Annotated in this window: 15 protein-coding genes and 1 pseudogene; 5 read left to right on the forward strand and 11 right to left on the reverse strand. The window is 53.2% G+C overall.

The genetic code is table 11. From position 1 onward, the window contains the following. From KKQ75_RS12720 to KKQ75_RS12745, 6 genes are all read right to left on the reverse strand, one after another. Window positions 1-1,787, reverse strand: a 1,787-nt coding sequence (locus KKQ75_RS12720) for an AAA family ATPase (RefSeq protein ID WP_213362839.1), incomplete at its 3' end; no start/stop codon positions are given. 91 nt (window positions 1,788-1,878) lie between these two features. Continuing rightward, the gene (locus KKQ75_RS12725) at window positions 1,879-5,133 is read right to left on the reverse strand and encodes an Eco57I restriction-modification methylase domain-containing protein (protein WP_213362840.1); all 3,255 of its coding nucleotides are present in this window, start codon (window positions 5,131-5,133) and stop codon (window positions 1,879-1,881) included. A 16-nt stretch (window positions 5,134-5,149) separates the two neighbouring features. Beyond that, window positions 5,150-5,734: a recombinase family protein gene (locus tag KKQ75_RS12730; protein WP_110612457.1), complete on the reverse strand. Its 585-nt coding sequence runs from the start codon at window positions 5,732-5,734 to the stop codon at window positions 5,150-5,152. A gap of 287 nt (window positions 5,735-6,021) precedes the next feature. Beyond that, window positions 6,022-6,558 (reverse strand): hypothetical protein, encoded by a 537-nt coding sequence (locus KKQ75_RS12735; protein ID WP_003159187.1) that lies wholly within the window; start codon window positions 6,556-6,558, stop codon window positions 6,022-6,024. An 11-nt stretch (window positions 6,559-6,569) separates the two neighbouring features. Further along, window positions 6,570-6,965: a type II toxin-antitoxin system VapC family toxin gene (locus KKQ75_RS12740; RefSeq protein WP_003159186.1), complete on the reverse strand. Its 396-nt coding sequence runs from the start codon at window positions 6,963-6,965 to the stop codon at window positions 6,570-6,572. Continuing rightward, the gene (locus KKQ75_RS12745; RefSeq protein ID WP_003108276.1) at window positions 6,962-7,213 is read right to left on the reverse strand and encodes an AbrB/MazE/SpoVT family DNA-binding domain-containing protein; all 252 of its coding nucleotides are present in this window, start codon (window positions 7,211-7,213) and stop codon (window positions 6,962-6,964) included. The genes KKQ75_RS12740 and KKQ75_RS12745 overlap by 4 nt, the downstream gene beginning before the upstream one ends. A gap of 181 nt (window positions 7,214-7,394) precedes the next feature. Between KKQ75_RS12745 and KKQ75_RS12750 the strand changes: the two genes are divergently transcribed. After that, window positions 7,395-7,961: a recombinase family protein gene (locus KKQ75_RS12750; RefSeq protein WP_003159185.1), complete on the forward strand. Its 567-nt coding sequence runs from the start codon at window positions 7,395-7,397 to the stop codon at window positions 7,959-7,961. Window positions 7,962-8,309: 348 nt separating this feature from the next. Here KKQ75_RS12750 and KKQ75_RS12755 read toward each other — a convergent pair. Further along, window positions 8,310-8,531 (reverse strand): annotated as a pseudogene (locus KKQ75_RS12755) (tyrosine-type recombinase/integrase); the annotation flags it as partial. 65 nt (window positions 8,532-8,596) lie between these two features. On the opposite strand from KKQ75_RS12755, the gene KKQ75_RS12760 reads away from it, so the two are divergent. From KKQ75_RS12760 to KKQ75_RS12770, 3 genes are all read left to right on the forward strand, one after another. Next, entirely contained in the window at window positions 8,597-9,301 is a 705-nt protein-coding gene (locus KKQ75_RS12760; protein WP_001067855.1) for an IS6-like element IS26 family transposase, read from the forward strand. 449 nt (window positions 9,302-9,750) lie between these two features. Next, entirely contained in the window at window positions 9,751-11,226 is a 1,476-nt protein-coding gene (gene msr(E), locus KKQ75_RS12765) for an ABC-F type ribosomal protection protein Msr(E) (protein ID WP_000052512.1), read from the forward strand. Window positions 11,227-11,281: 55 nt separating this feature from the next. Beyond that, on the forward strand, window positions 11,282-12,166 hold the full coding sequence (locus KKQ75_RS12770; RefSeq protein ID WP_000155092.1) for an Mph(E) family macrolide 2'-phosphotransferase: 885 nt from the start codon (window positions 11,282-11,284) through the stop codon (window positions 12,164-12,166). A 138-nt stretch (window positions 12,167-12,304) separates the two neighbouring features. Here the strand turns inward: KKQ75_RS12770 and KKQ75_RS12775 are convergent, their stop codons facing one another. From KKQ75_RS12775 to KKQ75_RS12785, 3 genes are all read right to left on the reverse strand, one after another. Then, window positions 12,305-12,736 carry a hypothetical protein gene (locus KKQ75_RS12775; protein ID WP_039090891.1) on the reverse strand — a complete coding sequence of 144 codons (432 nt, stop codon included), beginning with the start codon at window positions 12,734-12,736 and terminating at the stop codon, window positions 12,305-12,307. A gap of 17 nt (window positions 12,737-12,753) precedes the next feature. Then, entirely contained in the window at window positions 12,754-13,083 is a 330-nt protein-coding gene (locus tag KKQ75_RS12780; RefSeq protein ID WP_250131143.1) for a mobilization protein, read from the reverse strand. Window positions 13,084-13,249: 166 nt separating this feature from the next. Further along, window positions 13,250-13,528, reverse strand: a complete 279-nt coding sequence (locus KKQ75_RS12785) for a tyrosine-type recombinase/integrase (protein ID WP_000015696.1) — start codon at window positions 13,526-13,528, stop codon at window positions 13,250-13,252. A 265-nt stretch (window positions 13,529-13,793) separates the two neighbouring features. On the opposite strand from KKQ75_RS12785, the gene KKQ75_RS13160 reads away from it, so the two are divergent. Beyond that, window positions 13,794-13,922, forward strand: a complete 129-nt coding sequence (locus KKQ75_RS13160; protein WP_001260374.1) for a type VI secretion protein — start codon at window positions 13,794-13,796, stop codon at window positions 13,920-13,922. A gap of 55 nt (window positions 13,923-13,977) precedes the next feature. On the opposite strand, the gene tet(C) is transcribed toward KKQ75_RS13160, so the two are convergent. After that, window positions 13,978-15,168: a tetracycline efflux MFS transporter Tet(C) gene (tet(C), locus tag KKQ75_RS12800; RefSeq protein ID WP_000841446.1), complete on the reverse strand. Its 1,191-nt coding sequence runs from the start codon at window positions 15,166-15,168 to the stop codon at window positions 13,978-13,980. Window positions 15,169-15,195 lie beyond the last annotated feature (27 nt).

Below are 15,195 nucleotides of genomic sequence, written 5' to 3' on the forward strand. Positions count from 1 at the left end.
CCCATCAACTTCTGATAGGCAACACCGACCTCCTGCCCGCTCTTTCCAGCAGTGGCGGGTAACGTGCGCAGCGCCTTCTCCAACTCGACATCGTGCGCCTGAATCGCCTGCTGCCATGCGTCATGCTGGGTGGTGAACTGTCCCGCCTTGTCATCAAGCAAGGTCTGCATCGCGGTCAGATGGCCGGTGAACCCCTGCTTGAGTCCATCCAGCGTCGTGCGCATGGCGAGCAACTGGGCAGCATCAGGCAAGCCCTCAAGCGCCTCATCGTTGATGAAGTCAAGGTCAGGCAAGCTGTCACGCAGGTCTGTAAGCGCGTCGCGAAAGCTCTGTACGCCCTCGGTCGCGGTCTTGGCAATCTCTCGCTCGCGCGCGAGCAATGAGGTCTTGGCCAGCTTCTCCTTGATCCCCAGCTCATCAAAACCGCGAAGCTGCTCTTCCAGCTTGGGCAAACGCTCAACCTGTGCATTCAGCTCGTCGAGATCGGTCAGGGACTTCGTGAGCTTCTGCTGGTTGTCTTTCAAGCGCCTATGCACGTCGGCGCTCTTGGACTCGTACTCTCCGTCTTGAGGAAGGAAGCGATCCAGCAACTGCACCCGGCTGGTTTCATCTTGGGCCAGCTCGTAAATCTCGTTCTGCCCATAAATGTCGATGCCCGGCAGCAAGTCGCGCGGGAGCAGGGTCGAGACGTTGCCATCCATGTCACGCACCATCGGCGGCTCGCCATGACGGCGCGAAATGGTGTACTGCTTGCCGTTCTGGGCAGAGGACACCACTGTCAGCTCAACCCGACCGGCCGAGCGACCAAGGTTTTCCTTGATGATCTCTTGGTGGAGCTTCTGCGCCTGCTTGCCTTTGGGTGGCAAGTCCAAGGCGAAGCGCAGGCATTCGAGCAAGGTTGACTTACCCGTTCCACGGCCGCCGATCACCGTGTTGAGATGGTCTGAAAAATCCACCCGGACGCCATCAAGGTAGCCACCGGCCACCGTCATGCGGACCACCTTACCAATTGGGCTTTGGGCCTGCTGCGAGTTGAGCCGGACTCGCGATCCCGGATCAAGGAAGGCCACCTTGAACGCTGCGAAAGTGGGCCGTGTCATCTTGATGAAGCACGTTGCGCTCGGCTGATCCAAGTCATCAGGCTTGGCAACATCCTTGGCATTGATCGCTGCCACAGGACGCTCACGCCGGTAGCCGTCGTCCTTGTTCAAGAACACCTTGCGATAGAAGTCCCCCTCGATGCTCGTCAGGTCGTCTATCGACCCCGGAATCTGGGCCGCGCGCAGCTTGGGATGCTTCCAGACGTGGTTCAGGCGGTTTTTCAGCAGCCCGCTTTCCTGCGTGCAATGTGCAGCGTAGATGAACCCGCCCAGTAGATCGACCTCTTCGATCAGCTCTTCCGAACTCAGCCGAGAAGGCCGAATGCCATCCGCTGGGTCGTGCAGCTTGAGGTTGCCAAGGTAGCGATCAAGCTGCTGCACCGTGGTGTCCTCGGGGAAGAGACAAACGTAATGCGTCTTGTCGTTCGAGGCGATCTCGAAGCCGGGAAACACCACGATCCCGTGCGGCTGTAGCACCTGACGCAGAGCATCGACGCTGGCCACGCTACCGTGGTCAGCCAAACCGACAACCTTGATGCCCAGCTCAAGGCACTTTTGAAGCAGCGCTTGGTTGTAGCCGTCTTCATCCAGCCCGTGATCGGCGCCCCTGTAGGTGCCGTTGTAGCCGACAGGATTGACCTGTAGCGCGCAGCGCCAAAATCTCGCGTAGGTGTATTGATCGCTCATATTCCTCCCTGATTTCTACAGTTGCGATGCATGGCGACGCGCTACAGGACTATCGGCTGCACCTGCTATTGGTTTTCCGTCATCGAACTCATTACTGGCGAAGTGCGATTTCAGCTTCAATGATCTCAGCAGCAGCAGCCCTGACCTTGGCGACGATATTGGCCCGCTTCTTAGAGTCATGCTCTTGATGGGCCTGCTTCACCAGCTCAGCAAGCGCCTTGTGCTCGGCCAAACTGGCGTCATACTCAGGCAGACTCACATGCTTGAAGATGTCGCCCATATTGGTTGCCACGTTGTGCGCCTCGATCATCTCCTTGACGATCTCCGAGTGAAGCAATCCGCACAAATAAAAGGCTGGCTCCGGTTGATCGAAGTCCGCAAAGTAGAGCTTGTGGTCAGGGACATAAACACGCGACCCGTAGCCCGGCACAGACCCAGACGCCACGACGGCCGCAGAAAAATCGCCCGTCATCTCGGCCCAAATGACCTTGTAGGGTGCGAAGGTGTAGTCGCCCACGTTGTAGATTGCGAAGAAGGGAGCACCCTTCATGCGCGTCTTGAAGGTGGAACGCGACTCCAAAAATGGCTTGTAGGCTTTGAAAAACTTGAATGTCTTGGGATTCGTGTGACTGCTGTAGCGCGCCGCAGCGCTGTCCAATGATGCCCGGTCAATGCCCTTATTAGGCACGAACGCATAGAGCGTGTTCTCCGGCAGGAAATAGCATGGATGGAGGTCGCCTGCGCCCTTTGCCAGGGGAAACAAGCTCTCAGCCTCAACCCAGAATTCGCGCGGCTGCCCCAAGTCGGTTTTGCCTTCATGTGGCCGAGTTCGCACCTTGACCGTCTTTGTTGCAGGGTTCGAGTCAATGACATCCACAAAATAGACGCCATTCAGGTCAGTCGTGATGCCCTTACGGCCGTTGACCCAAGTAGAGGGGCCAAACATCGGCTGACATGCGGCGAAGTGCCCCGGCTTCATGATGGCCCAAGGAGCCCCCTCCATAGTCTGCGAGACGGGATTGGCTTCCATCTGGATCACATCCACAAGATCAGCCACCTCTGCACGATGTAGACGTGGGTCGATTGCCTTCAAGCGAGCCACTTGACCGCCGCGTCCCTTCTTCGGATTGCCTGCGTTGTCGGTCTTGGGCTTGCCAAGCCAGACCCGGTAGTCCAACGGATAGCGGGTCGTGCCCCCTACCTTCTTCGTGAACATGGCGACAGCCGTTTTATTGGCCGCGTCTGGAAACGGCTTTAGCTCCTTCATGTCATCGATGGAGATAGGCACCAAGCGGTCGGTTGCATTGATGCGGAAGCGCCGGAAGCCTTGCGACGAAGGCGACTGGAACACCGTCTGCGTGATGACAAACACCAACCGTCCATCTTCGACCAGCCACTTGTCAGCCGTCGTGTAGGTGATGATGGCGGAAATGTCTAATTCGTTACCACCGTGGAACTTGGTGTCCGAGAAGATGGCGTACTTTTCGCAGGTGGGCTTAGCTCGGTTCCGGTATGCCTCTGGGAGATTCGACCATCGTACCCAAGGCGGATTACCAACAATGGCATCAAACTGTCCGGCAGTAGCTGACCAAAAGAAGTTGCGCACAATCCTGAACCAAATGCCGTTCCAGTTCTGCCGATGCAGTGCGAGCACTTGGTCATAGGTCGTCTTGAGGTGGTCATTCCACTCATCGGCCTGCGCCTTGCTCAGTATCTTGGCTTTCACCAGCGCCTTAGAGACGGGCGGGAATTCAGTGTCGTTTTCAACCTCTTCTCCCATGAGCTGGAATACTTTGTCGAGCAACACGCGATCACGCGCCAAGTCGGCAGGTAGAACAACTTGCAGATTTGCTTGCTGACTGCCAATGCTGTACTCAACCACCTTTTGATCGCCGTCAGGGTGGGGGGCAGGGGAGTACACCGCATCAGCCAAGAGAACGGGAATCTCAACGTCTTTACCCTTGCACTGCTGCAACAGGTCTGCGATAGCGATCAGGAAGTTGACGCGAGAGGATTGCACAGCAAGTGGGTTGAGGTCGAAGCCCCAGACCGTCGTGGTCAGCATGTCCACGGTCTGCTCAGCAGTCCATCCCGCCGTCAGCGCTGCTCGGCGCTTCTGCTCAATAGCCTCCAGCAAGAACGAACCCGACCCGCATGTCGGGTCAAGTAGCCGAGCAGCAAGCCACTTGTCTCGCTTGTAGCCGAGCTTGGCCACAGAGTGCTCGACCAACCAGTCCGGCGTGTAGAACTCGCCAAGGCTCTTGCGCAATTCCTCCGGCACCAAGTCCTGATAGAAGTCACGCAAAACATCGCGCGAGCGCCCGGTCTTCTTGATGGTATCGAAGCGATAGACCGAAAGCTGAGCTAGCAAGGTGCGAATCGCCAAGCACATCGACGTGCGGATCGCCTTCTTAGTTGTGGCATCCAGATACCAACTAAAGATGGCTTCTTCGACGAAGCCATGCAAGCCGACTGCGTTGAAGAACCCGCCGTTCTCGACATCCGAGCGTAGGGCCTCAATCAGAGCTTCGTCCGATCCGAGAGCCAGTAGCTCATGGATCAGGGAAGTGCTTGACGCCATGCCATGTGCAGCCACGATCTCGGCCGCGATCAGCTTCATCAGCAGGGAATGAAAGGTGTGGGTAACGAAAAGCTTGGCGGGCAAGTCAATGGCGGCCGGGCCTGCGAAGTCAAATCCCAATGACCCATTGATCTTCTTGCGCTGTTGAATGCTGAGGTCAGCAGCCTGCCCATACAAGGTTGCCCATTCCTCGAAGAGCATCTTGATTTTGCGGTTGCCGGGCTGCCCAAGAGCGTCAGCAAGAGCATTGGACAGTTCCTGCATAAACTCGCGGCCTGTCTCGGATAGATGCCCAAAGTCCTCGGCTAGGTTCTCTGATGTGATGGCTCGCCGGAAATTTGCTCTCAGCGCATCGACCACCATCTGGAAGGCAATGGTCGAGAACGGCATCAGTGGCTGGTGAACGATCTTGCCGTCTTGGACTTGAGCAAAGCCCACATGATCGCCGTCGATGGCAATACCGATGTAGTCCTTCTCATCCAGCCCTTGCTCGGCAGCCAAGCGGGGGATGTATTTCAAGAGACGACCATCGGTCGCCTCGATGAACTTCGGACTTGTCTCACTCCCCTTGAAGAGGCCGGGGCCTTTGAACTCGATGACGACGTTGTTGTAGCTGGAGTCGCGCTTGGCTCTCTCCGCGTCCAAGTCGATCTGCAAGGCCTCTTCAAGCCCCTTCATCCATGCGTGGCGTACTTCTTCCTCGTTGACCCACTGCTTGCGGCGGCGATTGATGAGGTCGTAGCCCTTCTTGGTATTGGTGTCCATTGTTGTCCTTCTGTTTTCAGTTCTGCCGCTTCGGCTCGGGCCGCCCAATAGGAGCTACCTTGTAAATTGTGGTTCGCGAGACACCGTACAGCTCGGCGATTCGACCGATGGGGAGCTTCTGCGCGTCCACCATCTCGTTGATCTCTTTGATCTGGGCCTCGGTGAGCTTTGGCTTCCTCCCGCCGGCGCGGCCTCTGGCTCGGGCTGCGGCAAGGCCTGCACGTGTGCGCTCGCGGATCAGGTCACGCTCCATCTCGGCAAACATGCCGAACATGGCGTACATGGCCTTGCCCATCGTCGAGTCGTCGAACACGACTCGCGGCTGCAACAGCTCGATGTACACACCGGCAGCACGCAGCCTGTCGGCGATCTGCACAAGGTCGGAGAGAGACCGTCCCAGCCGGTCGAGCTTCCAGACCACCAAGGTGTCGCCACGCCGCAAGCGCCGCAGGCACTCGGCGAGCTGAGGCCGGTCAGCGCTCTTGCCGCTGGCCGTTTCCTCGTACACGTCGTCGCACCCAGCTTGCCTGAGAGCATCCCTCTGCAAGTCCGGGTTCTGATCGCTTGTTGAAACGCGCGCGTATCCGATGCGCTGCTCCATTGGCCGTCCCCGCCCTCAAGGCACAAAAAATGTCCAGCAAAGGTGTGTTTGCTGGACGTTGATAAGTTGACGGCAATTTTAACAGCCGGGCGGCACTTTGGACAGGCAAAAACTGTCGTTTTCAGAAGGCGACTGCACCAGTTCACTGGGCTGGCCGCCGTGTGTGCATAGAACTTCTGACCGGGAACGGTCAGAAGTTCTATGCACGAAGCGCCGCGAGAGATCGGAATTGCTCAGAACTCTTGTGCACGGCGCGACAAAGCCGGAACCGCCGAAAATTCCGGCGATCAACCGGCAAGCTGCTTGATGCGCTCGGCCAGGCGGCCGAAAGCCTCGTTCACGTATTCCAGCACCTTGGGTTCTGCGCCCTGCGTGCGCAGCGAGTCTTTGAAGGCTTCCAGGTCGGACAGCCATTGCCGATGCAGGCGGCCCAGCTCGTCGAGCTGAGGCCGGAAGTCTTGGAGACTGCCGCTCGCACGAAACGCCTGGTAGCCACGCTCAAGCGTGGCCGCCGTGGTCAGCAGTTGCGCGCCCATTTGCTTGTGCTGTTCGGAGAACTCGGCCATGCCGTCATAGGGCCGCGAAGCCTTGCGGCGCTCGGCTTCGGATGCCTCTTCCATGATGCGGGCGTAGCGGTAGAACCCTGGGAACTCGCGGGACAGCGCCATGAGCTGCTGATCGGATGTGCCGACCCAAATCCTGTGCAGGTCAGGCCCGTACCCCATCATGCGATTGATGATGGCATGGGCCTCGCTGACACCCTGGGCGGCAAGCTGCTGCATGTGTTGGTCGATCTTCGCGGCCAGTCGGCGGAATTCGTTCATGCTCATGTCCGTCACAAAAGGCGCGTTGATTGCCCTTGCGCCGTGAGAAGTGCCACCGCCTTCTTATCGAAGGAAACGAAGGTTTCCCCGCCAAGCCAGTTGCCTTCGTAGGCAATGACGCCATCGGCAAAGTCTCCGCCCGCGTCGAGCACCAGCAAGCCAGCCTCCACGGCAGGCCGGTTCACTTCCACATTCGCGGCGGCCAGTAGTGCCCGGATCGCGCTGGCCGCGTCGGCTTGCTGGAAGCCGTAGACACGCAGCAGCACCCAAACAAATTCGCATAGGCACGGCAGCGCGACCGCGATCAACTCGGCGTCGGTCAAGACTGCGGCGGCAACGTCCGCTTGTGCGGGATCGTCACGCACAACCGCACGCACAAGGACGTTGGTATCGACTGCGACCTTCATTGCTTACCTGCCCAGCCTTGCGCCGCCGCCTCGTTGATTTCTTCGATGGTGGCAACCTTCTGCGTCTTGCCCGCGAGCAGGCCGACAAAGCTGGCTATCGTCCCTGCGGGCCGTGCCGCCTTGAGCACGCCCCGACCGTCTGGCAACAAGTCCAGCTCGATCTTGTCGCCTGGCCTGATGCCGAGGTGTTGCAGTACGTCCTTCCGAAACGTCACTTGTCCCCGTGCGGTAACGGTCAATGTGGTCATGGTGGTTTGCCCTCGCAATCAAGGTTGATGCTTCACATAGTAATGCAAAAATGCCTTACCGTCAATGTCCGTCAAACGATCATTAGTCGGCCATGCCGGACACTGTCCAGCAAAGTTATTGCACAACGGGTTGTCGGACATTAAGATAGGCGGACGGAATGACGGACAAGAGAGGCGGCAAATGGCACTGATCGGCTATGCGCGGGTATCGACGGCGGAACAGGACACCGCCTTGCAGACGGATGCGCTACGCAAGGCAGGCTGCGAGCGCGTTTTCGAGGACACGGCTTCCGGGGCCAAGGCCGACCGCCCCGGCTTGGCTGATGCGCTGGCCTACCTGCGCGACGGCGACGTGCTGGCCGTCTGGCGGCTGGATCGGCTCGGGCGCTCTATGCCGCACCTAATCGAAACGATAGGCGCGCTGGAAGCGCGAGGCGTCGGCTTCCGTTCTCTGACGGAAGCCATCGACACCACCACGCCAGGCGGGCGGCTCATCTTCCACGTGTTCGGCGCGCTGGGCCAGTTCGAGCGCGACTTGATCCGCGAGCGCACCAAGGCCGGGTTGACTGCCGCCGCCGCTCGTGGGAGGAAGGGCGGGCGAAAGCCGGTTGTCACCGCCGACAAGTTGCAGCGAGCGCGGGAGCACATCGCCAACGGGCTTAATGTCCGAGAGGCCGCTACACGGCTCAAGGTGAGCAAGACGGCCCTGTACACCGCGCTGCAATCCACCAGTGCAGCCGACTCCTGATATTCCGTGCAGTCGTCTTCTGAAAATGACAGCTCACGCGCAGGTAGATGCGTGCGACTTTCATGCGGGCCTCCTGGTCATTTTGGGTATAGGGAAAATGACCATTGTTTCACGCCTAGCCAAAAAGGGAAGGTTCCCGGTTCAAATGTCGTTTTCAGAAGACGGCTGCACTGAACGTCAGAAGCCGACTGCACTATAGCAGCGGAGGGGTTGGATCCATCAGGCAACGACGGGCTGCTGCCGGCCATCAGCGGACGCAGGGAGGACTTTCCGCAACCGGCCGTTCGATGCGGCACCGATGGCCTTCGCGCAGGGGTAGTGAATCCGCCAGGATTGACTTGCGCTGCCCTACCTCTCACTAGTGAGGGGCGGCAGCGCATCAAGCGGTGAGCGCACTCCGGCACCGCCAACTTTCAGCACATGCGTGTAAATCATCGTCGTAGAGACGTCGGAATGGCCGAGCAGATCCTGCACGGTTCGAATGTCGTAACCGCTGCGGAGCAAGGCCGTCGCGAACGAGTGGCGGAGGGTGTGCGGTGTGGCGGGCTTCGTGATGCCTGCTTGTTCTACGGGGCACTGTTGCAAATAGTCGGTGGTGATAAACTTATCATCCCCTTTTGCTGATGGAGCTGCACATGAACCCATTCAAAGGCCGGCATTTTCAGCGTGACATCATTCTGTGGGCCGTACGCTGGTACTGCAAATACGGCATCAGTTACCGTGAGCTGCAGGAGATGCTGGCTGAACGCGGAGTGAATGTCGATCACTCCACGATTTACCGCTGGGTTCAGCGTTATGCGCCTGAAATGGAAAAACGGCTGCGCTGGTACTGGCGTAACCCTTCCGATCTTTGCCCGTGGCACATGGATGAAACCTACGTGAAGGTCAATGGCCGCTGGGCGTATCTGTACCGGGCCGTCGACAGCCGGGGCCGCACTGTCGATTTTTATCTCTCCTCCCGTCGTAACAGCAAAGCTGCATACCGGTTTCTGGGTAAAATCCTCAACAACGTGAAGAAGTGGCAGATCCCGCGATTCATCAACACGGATAAAGCGCCCGCCTATGGTCGCGCGCTTGCTCTGCTCAAACGCGAAGGCCGGTGCCCGTCTGACGTTGAACACCGACAGATTAAGTACCGGAACAACGTGATTGAATGCGATCATGGCAAACTGAAACGGATAATCGGCGCCACGCTGGGATTTAAATCCATGAAGACGGCTTACGCCACCATCAAAGGTATTGAGGTGATGCGTGCACTACGCAAAGGCCAGGCCTCAGCATTTTATTATGGTGATCCCCTGGGCGAAATGCGCCTGGTAAGCAGAGTTTTTGAAATGTAAGGCCTTTGAATAAGACAAAAGGCTGCCTCATCGCTAACTTTGCAACAGTGCCTAAAATAAGCCTTATATCCAAGCATAAAACAAGGTTGTCTAGACTTCTTTTAACAGTAAAGTTATCATAAAACTGAATTTTATTTTTTAGGTAAGTTTATGCATTCTATCCGCATTCGTTAAGACACAACTATTTGCATAGTGACACTATTTTATAATGGTGGGCTTTTGTTGTGTCTTTAAGAATATATGCGGATATATAAAGTAAAAGTATGCTTAATTTATAAGTATGCTTTTAGTGCATAGTTTCCAGTTATAACTTAATTGACTAGCTATTTGTCCACCCTGTGGATGAATAGCTTTTTTTTTGGGAGGACACTGTGATGCTAGCTTTTGTTTTCACCTAAATCCTGTTTGCTGCATAAAAAATTTCAAGAGCTAAACAGGAGTAAATAAAAATGAGTTTAATTATTAAAGCGAGAAACATACGCTTGGATTATGCTGGGCGTGATGTTTTGGATATTGATGAATTGGAAATTCACTCTTATGACCGTATTGGTCTTGTGGGTGATAACGGAGCAGGAAAGAGTAGTTTACTCAAAGTACTTAATGGCGAAATTGTTTTAGCCGAAGCGACATTACAGCGTTTTGGTGATTTTGCACATATCAGCCAACTGGGCGGAATCGAAATAGAAACGGTCGAAGACCGGGCAATGTTATCTCGCCTTGGTGTTTCCAATGTACAAAACGACACAATGAGTGGCGGAGAGGAAACTCGTGCAAAAATTGCTGCCGCATTTTCCCAACAAGTACATGGCATTCTAGCGGATGAACCAACCAGCCACCTTGATCTCAATGGAATAGATCTACTTATTGGTCAACTTAAAGCATTTGATGGAGCATTACTTGTTATCAGTCATGACCGATATTTTCTTGATATGGTTGTAGACAAGATATGGGAGTTAAAAGACGGTAAAATTACGGAATATTGGGGTGGTTACTCGGATTACTTGCGTCAAAAAGAAGAAGAGCGACAACACCAAGCCGTAGAATATGAGCTGATGATGAAGGAACGGGAGCGATTAGAATCTGCTGTGCAAGAAAAACGCCAGCAAGCTAATCGATTAGACAATAAGAAAAAAGGAGAAAAATCCAAAAACTCTACCGAAAGTGCTGGACGACTTGGGCATGCAAAAATGACTGGCACCAAGCAAAGAAAACTGTATCAGGCAGCTAAGAGTATGGAAAAGCGTTTGGCTGCATTAGAAGATATTCAAGCACCAGAGCATTTGCGTTCTATTCGTTTTCGTCAAAGTTCAGCCCTAGAACTGCACAATAAGTTCCCGATTACGGCAGATGGTCTGAGCTTAAAATTTGGTAGCCGTACTATCTTTGATGACGCTAACTTTATAATACCGCTTGGCGCTAAAGTCGCTATAACTGGATCGAATGGAACAGGGAAAACGTCCTTGTTAAAAATGATATCAGAACGTGCTGATGGATTAACCATATCTCCAAAAGCTGAAATTGGCTACTTTACACAAACAGGATATAAATTTAACACGCATAAATCTGTGCTCTCCTTTATGCAGGAAGAGTGCGAGTACACAGTTGCGGAAATTCGTGCAGTATTGGCTTCAATGGGGATCGGAGCGAATGATATTCAAAAAAACTTATCCGACTTATCGGGAGGTGAAATCATCAAACTGCTTTTATCCAAAATGCTTTTAGGAAAATATAATATTTTGCTTATGGATGAACCAGGAAACTATCTTGACCTAAAAAGTATTGCCGCATTAGAAACAATGATGAAGTCCTATGCAGGAACTATTATCTTCGTATCTCATGACAAGCAATTGGTCGATAATATTGCTGACATTATCTACGAGATCAAAGACCACAAAATCATCAAGACTTTTGAGAGAGATTGTTAATGATAGCCAATCTAATCCGAACATTAATTATTGAACTCTTTAAAGGAAATTAAAAATGACAATTCAAGATATTCAATCACTTGCTGAAGCACACGGCTTGTTGCTTACGGACAAAATGAATTTCAATGAAATGGGCATTGATTTTAAGGTCGTTTTTGCTCTTGATACAAAGGGGCAACAATGGTTGCTGCGTATTCCTCGTCGTGATGGCATGAGGGAACAAATCAAGAAAGAAAAACGCATTTTAGAATTGGTAAAAAAACATCTTTCTGTAGAGGTTCCTGATTGGAGAATTTCATCTACAGAATTAGTGGCTTATCCCATACTTAAAGATAATCCTGTTTTAAATTTGGATGCTGAAACCTATGAAATAATTTGGAATATGGACAAAGATAGCCCGAAATACATAACATCTTTGGCAAAAACCTTATTTGAAATCCATAGTATTCCTGAAAAAGAAGTTCGGGAAAATGATTTGAAAATTATGAAACCTTCAGATTTAAGACCTGAAATAGCAAACAATTTGCAGTTAGTAAAATCTGAAATTGGTATAAGTGAGCAATTGGAAACCCGCTACAGAAAATGGTTGGATAATGATGTTCTATGGGCAGATTTCACCCAATTTATACATGGCGATTTATATGCTGGGCATGTACTAGCTTCAAAGGATGGAGCTGTTTCAGGCGTTATTGATTGGTCAACAGCCCATATAGATGACCCAGCGATTGATTTTGCTGGGCATGTAACTTTGTTTGGAGAAGAAAGCCTCAAAACTCTAATCATCGAGTATGAAAAACTAGGGGGTAAAGTTTGGAATAAACTATATGAACAGACTTTAGAAAGAGCAGCGGCCTCTCCTTTGATGTATGGTTTATTTGCCTTAGAAACTCAAAATGAAAGCCTTATCGTTGGAGCAAAAGCTCAGTTGGGAGTTATATAATTTAAAAATATGATTGCTGAGAACTGCCTTGTTTTGAAACTTGGTTGGCTTTAATTAGTTTTTAGTATTCTTTATAGAAAATGCCTCGATCAAGGGGCATTTCTAACAATCATTTAACATAAAATTTCTTATGCGAAATTACATACCAACTTTAACCACATTGTGGACAGGTTGGATTTTAGAGATAAGAAAAACTTCTAGGGCATTTGCTAAATAAGCCGTATCACGCTCAAAGCCTATTGTAATGATGGATCCAGCATCTTTCAGTCTTGGATCTATCGCAATATATTCAGTTTTATCTTCATTCCATCGGCAATATTTCATTACCCTGGCGCTTAAGCCATTACCACGATAACGGCCAGCACCTCTAGAAGTCCCAACACCGATATAAGTCACTAAATCCCCTTTGACAAACGCATATACACCTTGTTTATCGTAATTAGGAATTTTTCCAAAATTAAAATGTACTGGTGACCATTCAGGAGGCTTTCCTAATAGGTCTACATTCCAGTGATGTTCGAAGAATAATTCTGTATTACGTATTAACTTATTAAGTGTTGGATCTTCCACTACTTATCCCTCAAAATTTATAAATTAAAAAGCTTTCGGTCACGCTCATCTGTTAAATACTTATCCATCTGAGCAATTAATTTAGCTCTGGCTTGTTCATCATCTTCAGTGATCTTTAGCATACAGGATCCAATTAAAATTTTGCGTCTGGTATCATCCTTTCGAGCTTGTTCTTTCTCTTTAGCACGTTCTCTTGCCAGTGCTGCCTGTCTTTGAGCCTTTAACTGCTTTAGCTTTTCTTCCTGTGCTTTGATTTTGCTGTCTAGTGTTTCAGTAACGCTCATTAATCCAATACCATCATCCTGGGAAACCATCCCTAACATAAGCGCACTTGAATATGCATTCAAGGTGCTATATGTATAGTAATGTTTTCCTCGAAGAGCACGCCTAGCGCGACCGCAACCAAGCGTCGAAAAAGTATACGCTCGTCACCCGCCGTCTCCTGTGCTGAGAGTCTCAGGCCGATCGGCCGGCAGGGCTCAATGTCAGCAAACGCGTGATGAGCGGTGGCCTTCAACAGTGATAAGGCGGCACCAGAGAAAAATCACTCAGGGTCAATGCCAGCGCTTCGTTAATACAGATGTAGGTGTTCCACAGGGTAGCCAGCAGCATCCTGCGATGCAGATCCGGAACATAATGGTGCAGGGCGCTGACTTCCGGTGCCAGCAGATATTTTGGCAGTTTGCCTTGGATCAGAGCCATCTGACGCAGGGCTAGTGCAGCCGGATAGTCAATAGCTACCGGCAGCGGTGCGGACTGTTGTAACTCAGAATAAGAAATGAGGCCGCTCATGGCGTTGACTCTCAGTCATAGTATCGTGGTATCACCGGTTGGTTCCACTCTCTGTTGCGGGCAACTTCAGCAGCACGTAGGGGACTTCCGCGTTTCCAGACTTTACGAAACACGGAAACCGAAGACCATTCATGTTGTTGCTCAGGTCGCAGACGTTTTGCAGCAGCAGTCGCTTCACGTTCGCTCGCGTATCGGTGATTCATTCTGCTAACCAGTAAGGCAACCCCGCCAGCCTAGCCGGGTCCTCAACGACAGGAGCACGATCATGCGCACCCGTGGCCAGGACCCAACGCTGCCCGAGATGCGCCGCGTGCGGCTGCTGGAGATGGCGGACGCGATGGATATGTTCTGCCAAGGGTTGGTTTGCGCATTCACAGTTCTCCGCAAGAATTGATTGGCTCCAATTCTTGGAGTGGTGAATCCGTTAGCGAGGTGCCGCCGGCTTCCATTCAGGTCGAGGTGGCCCGGCTCCATGCACCGCGACGCAACGCGGGGAGGCAGACAAGGTATAGGGCGGCGCCTACAATCCATGCCAACCCGTTCCATGTGCTCGCCGAGGCGGCATAAATCGCCGTGAAGATCAGCGGTCCAATGATCGAAGTTAGGCTGGTAAGAGCCGCGAGCGATCCTTGAAGCTGTCCCTGATGGTCGTCATCTACCTGCCTGGACAGCATGGCCTGCAACGCGGGCATCCCGATGCCGCCGGAAGCGAGAAGAATCATAATGGGGAAGGCCATCCAGCCTCGCGTCGCGAACGCCAGCAAGACGTAGCCCAGCGCGTCGGCCGCCATGCCGGCGATAATGGCCTGCTTCTCGCCGAAACGTTTGGTGGCGGGACCAGTGACGAAGGCTTGAGCGAGGGCGTGCAAGATTCCGAATACCGCAAGCGACAGGCCGATCATCGTCGCGCTCCAGCGAAAGCGGTCCTCGCCGAAAATGACCCAGAGCGCTGCCGGCACCTGTCCTACGAGTTGCATGATAAAGAAGACAGTCATAAGTGCGGCGACGATAGTCATGCCCCGCGCCCACCGGAAGGAGCTGACTGGGTTGAAGGCTCTCAAGGGCATCGGTCGACGCTCTCCCTTATGCGACTCCTGCATTAGGAAGCAGCCCAGTAGTAGGTTGAGGCCGTTGAGCACCGCCGCCGCAAGGAATGGTGCATGCAAGGAGATGGCGCCCAACAGTCCCCCGGCCACGGGGCCTGCCACCATACCCACGCCGAAACAAGCGCTCATGAGCCCGAAGTGGCGAGCCCGATCTTCCCCATCGGTGATGTCGGCGATATAGGCGCCAGCAACCGCACCTGTGGCGCCGGTGATGCCGGCCACGATGCGTCCGGCGTAGAGGATCCACAGGACGGGTGTGGTCGCCATGATCGCGTAGTCGATAGTGGCTCCAAGTAGCGAAGCGAGCAGGACTGGGCGGCGGCCAAAGCGGTCGGACAGTGCTCCGAGAACGGGTGCGCATAGAAATTGCATCAACGCATATAGCGCTAGCAGCACGCCATAGTGACTGGCGATGCTGTCGGAATGGACGATATCCCGCAAGAGGCCCGGCAGTACCGGCATAACCAAGCCTATGCCTACAGCATCCAGGGTGACGGTGCCGAGGATGACGATGAGCGCATTGTTAGATTTCATACACGGTGCCTGACTGCGTTAGCAATT

It is taken from the genome of Brachymonas denitrificans, from assembly GCF_907163135.1.
Lineage (GTDB): Bacteria > Pseudomonadota > Gammaproteobacteria > Burkholderiales > Burkholderiaceae_C > Brachymonas > Brachymonas denitrificans_A.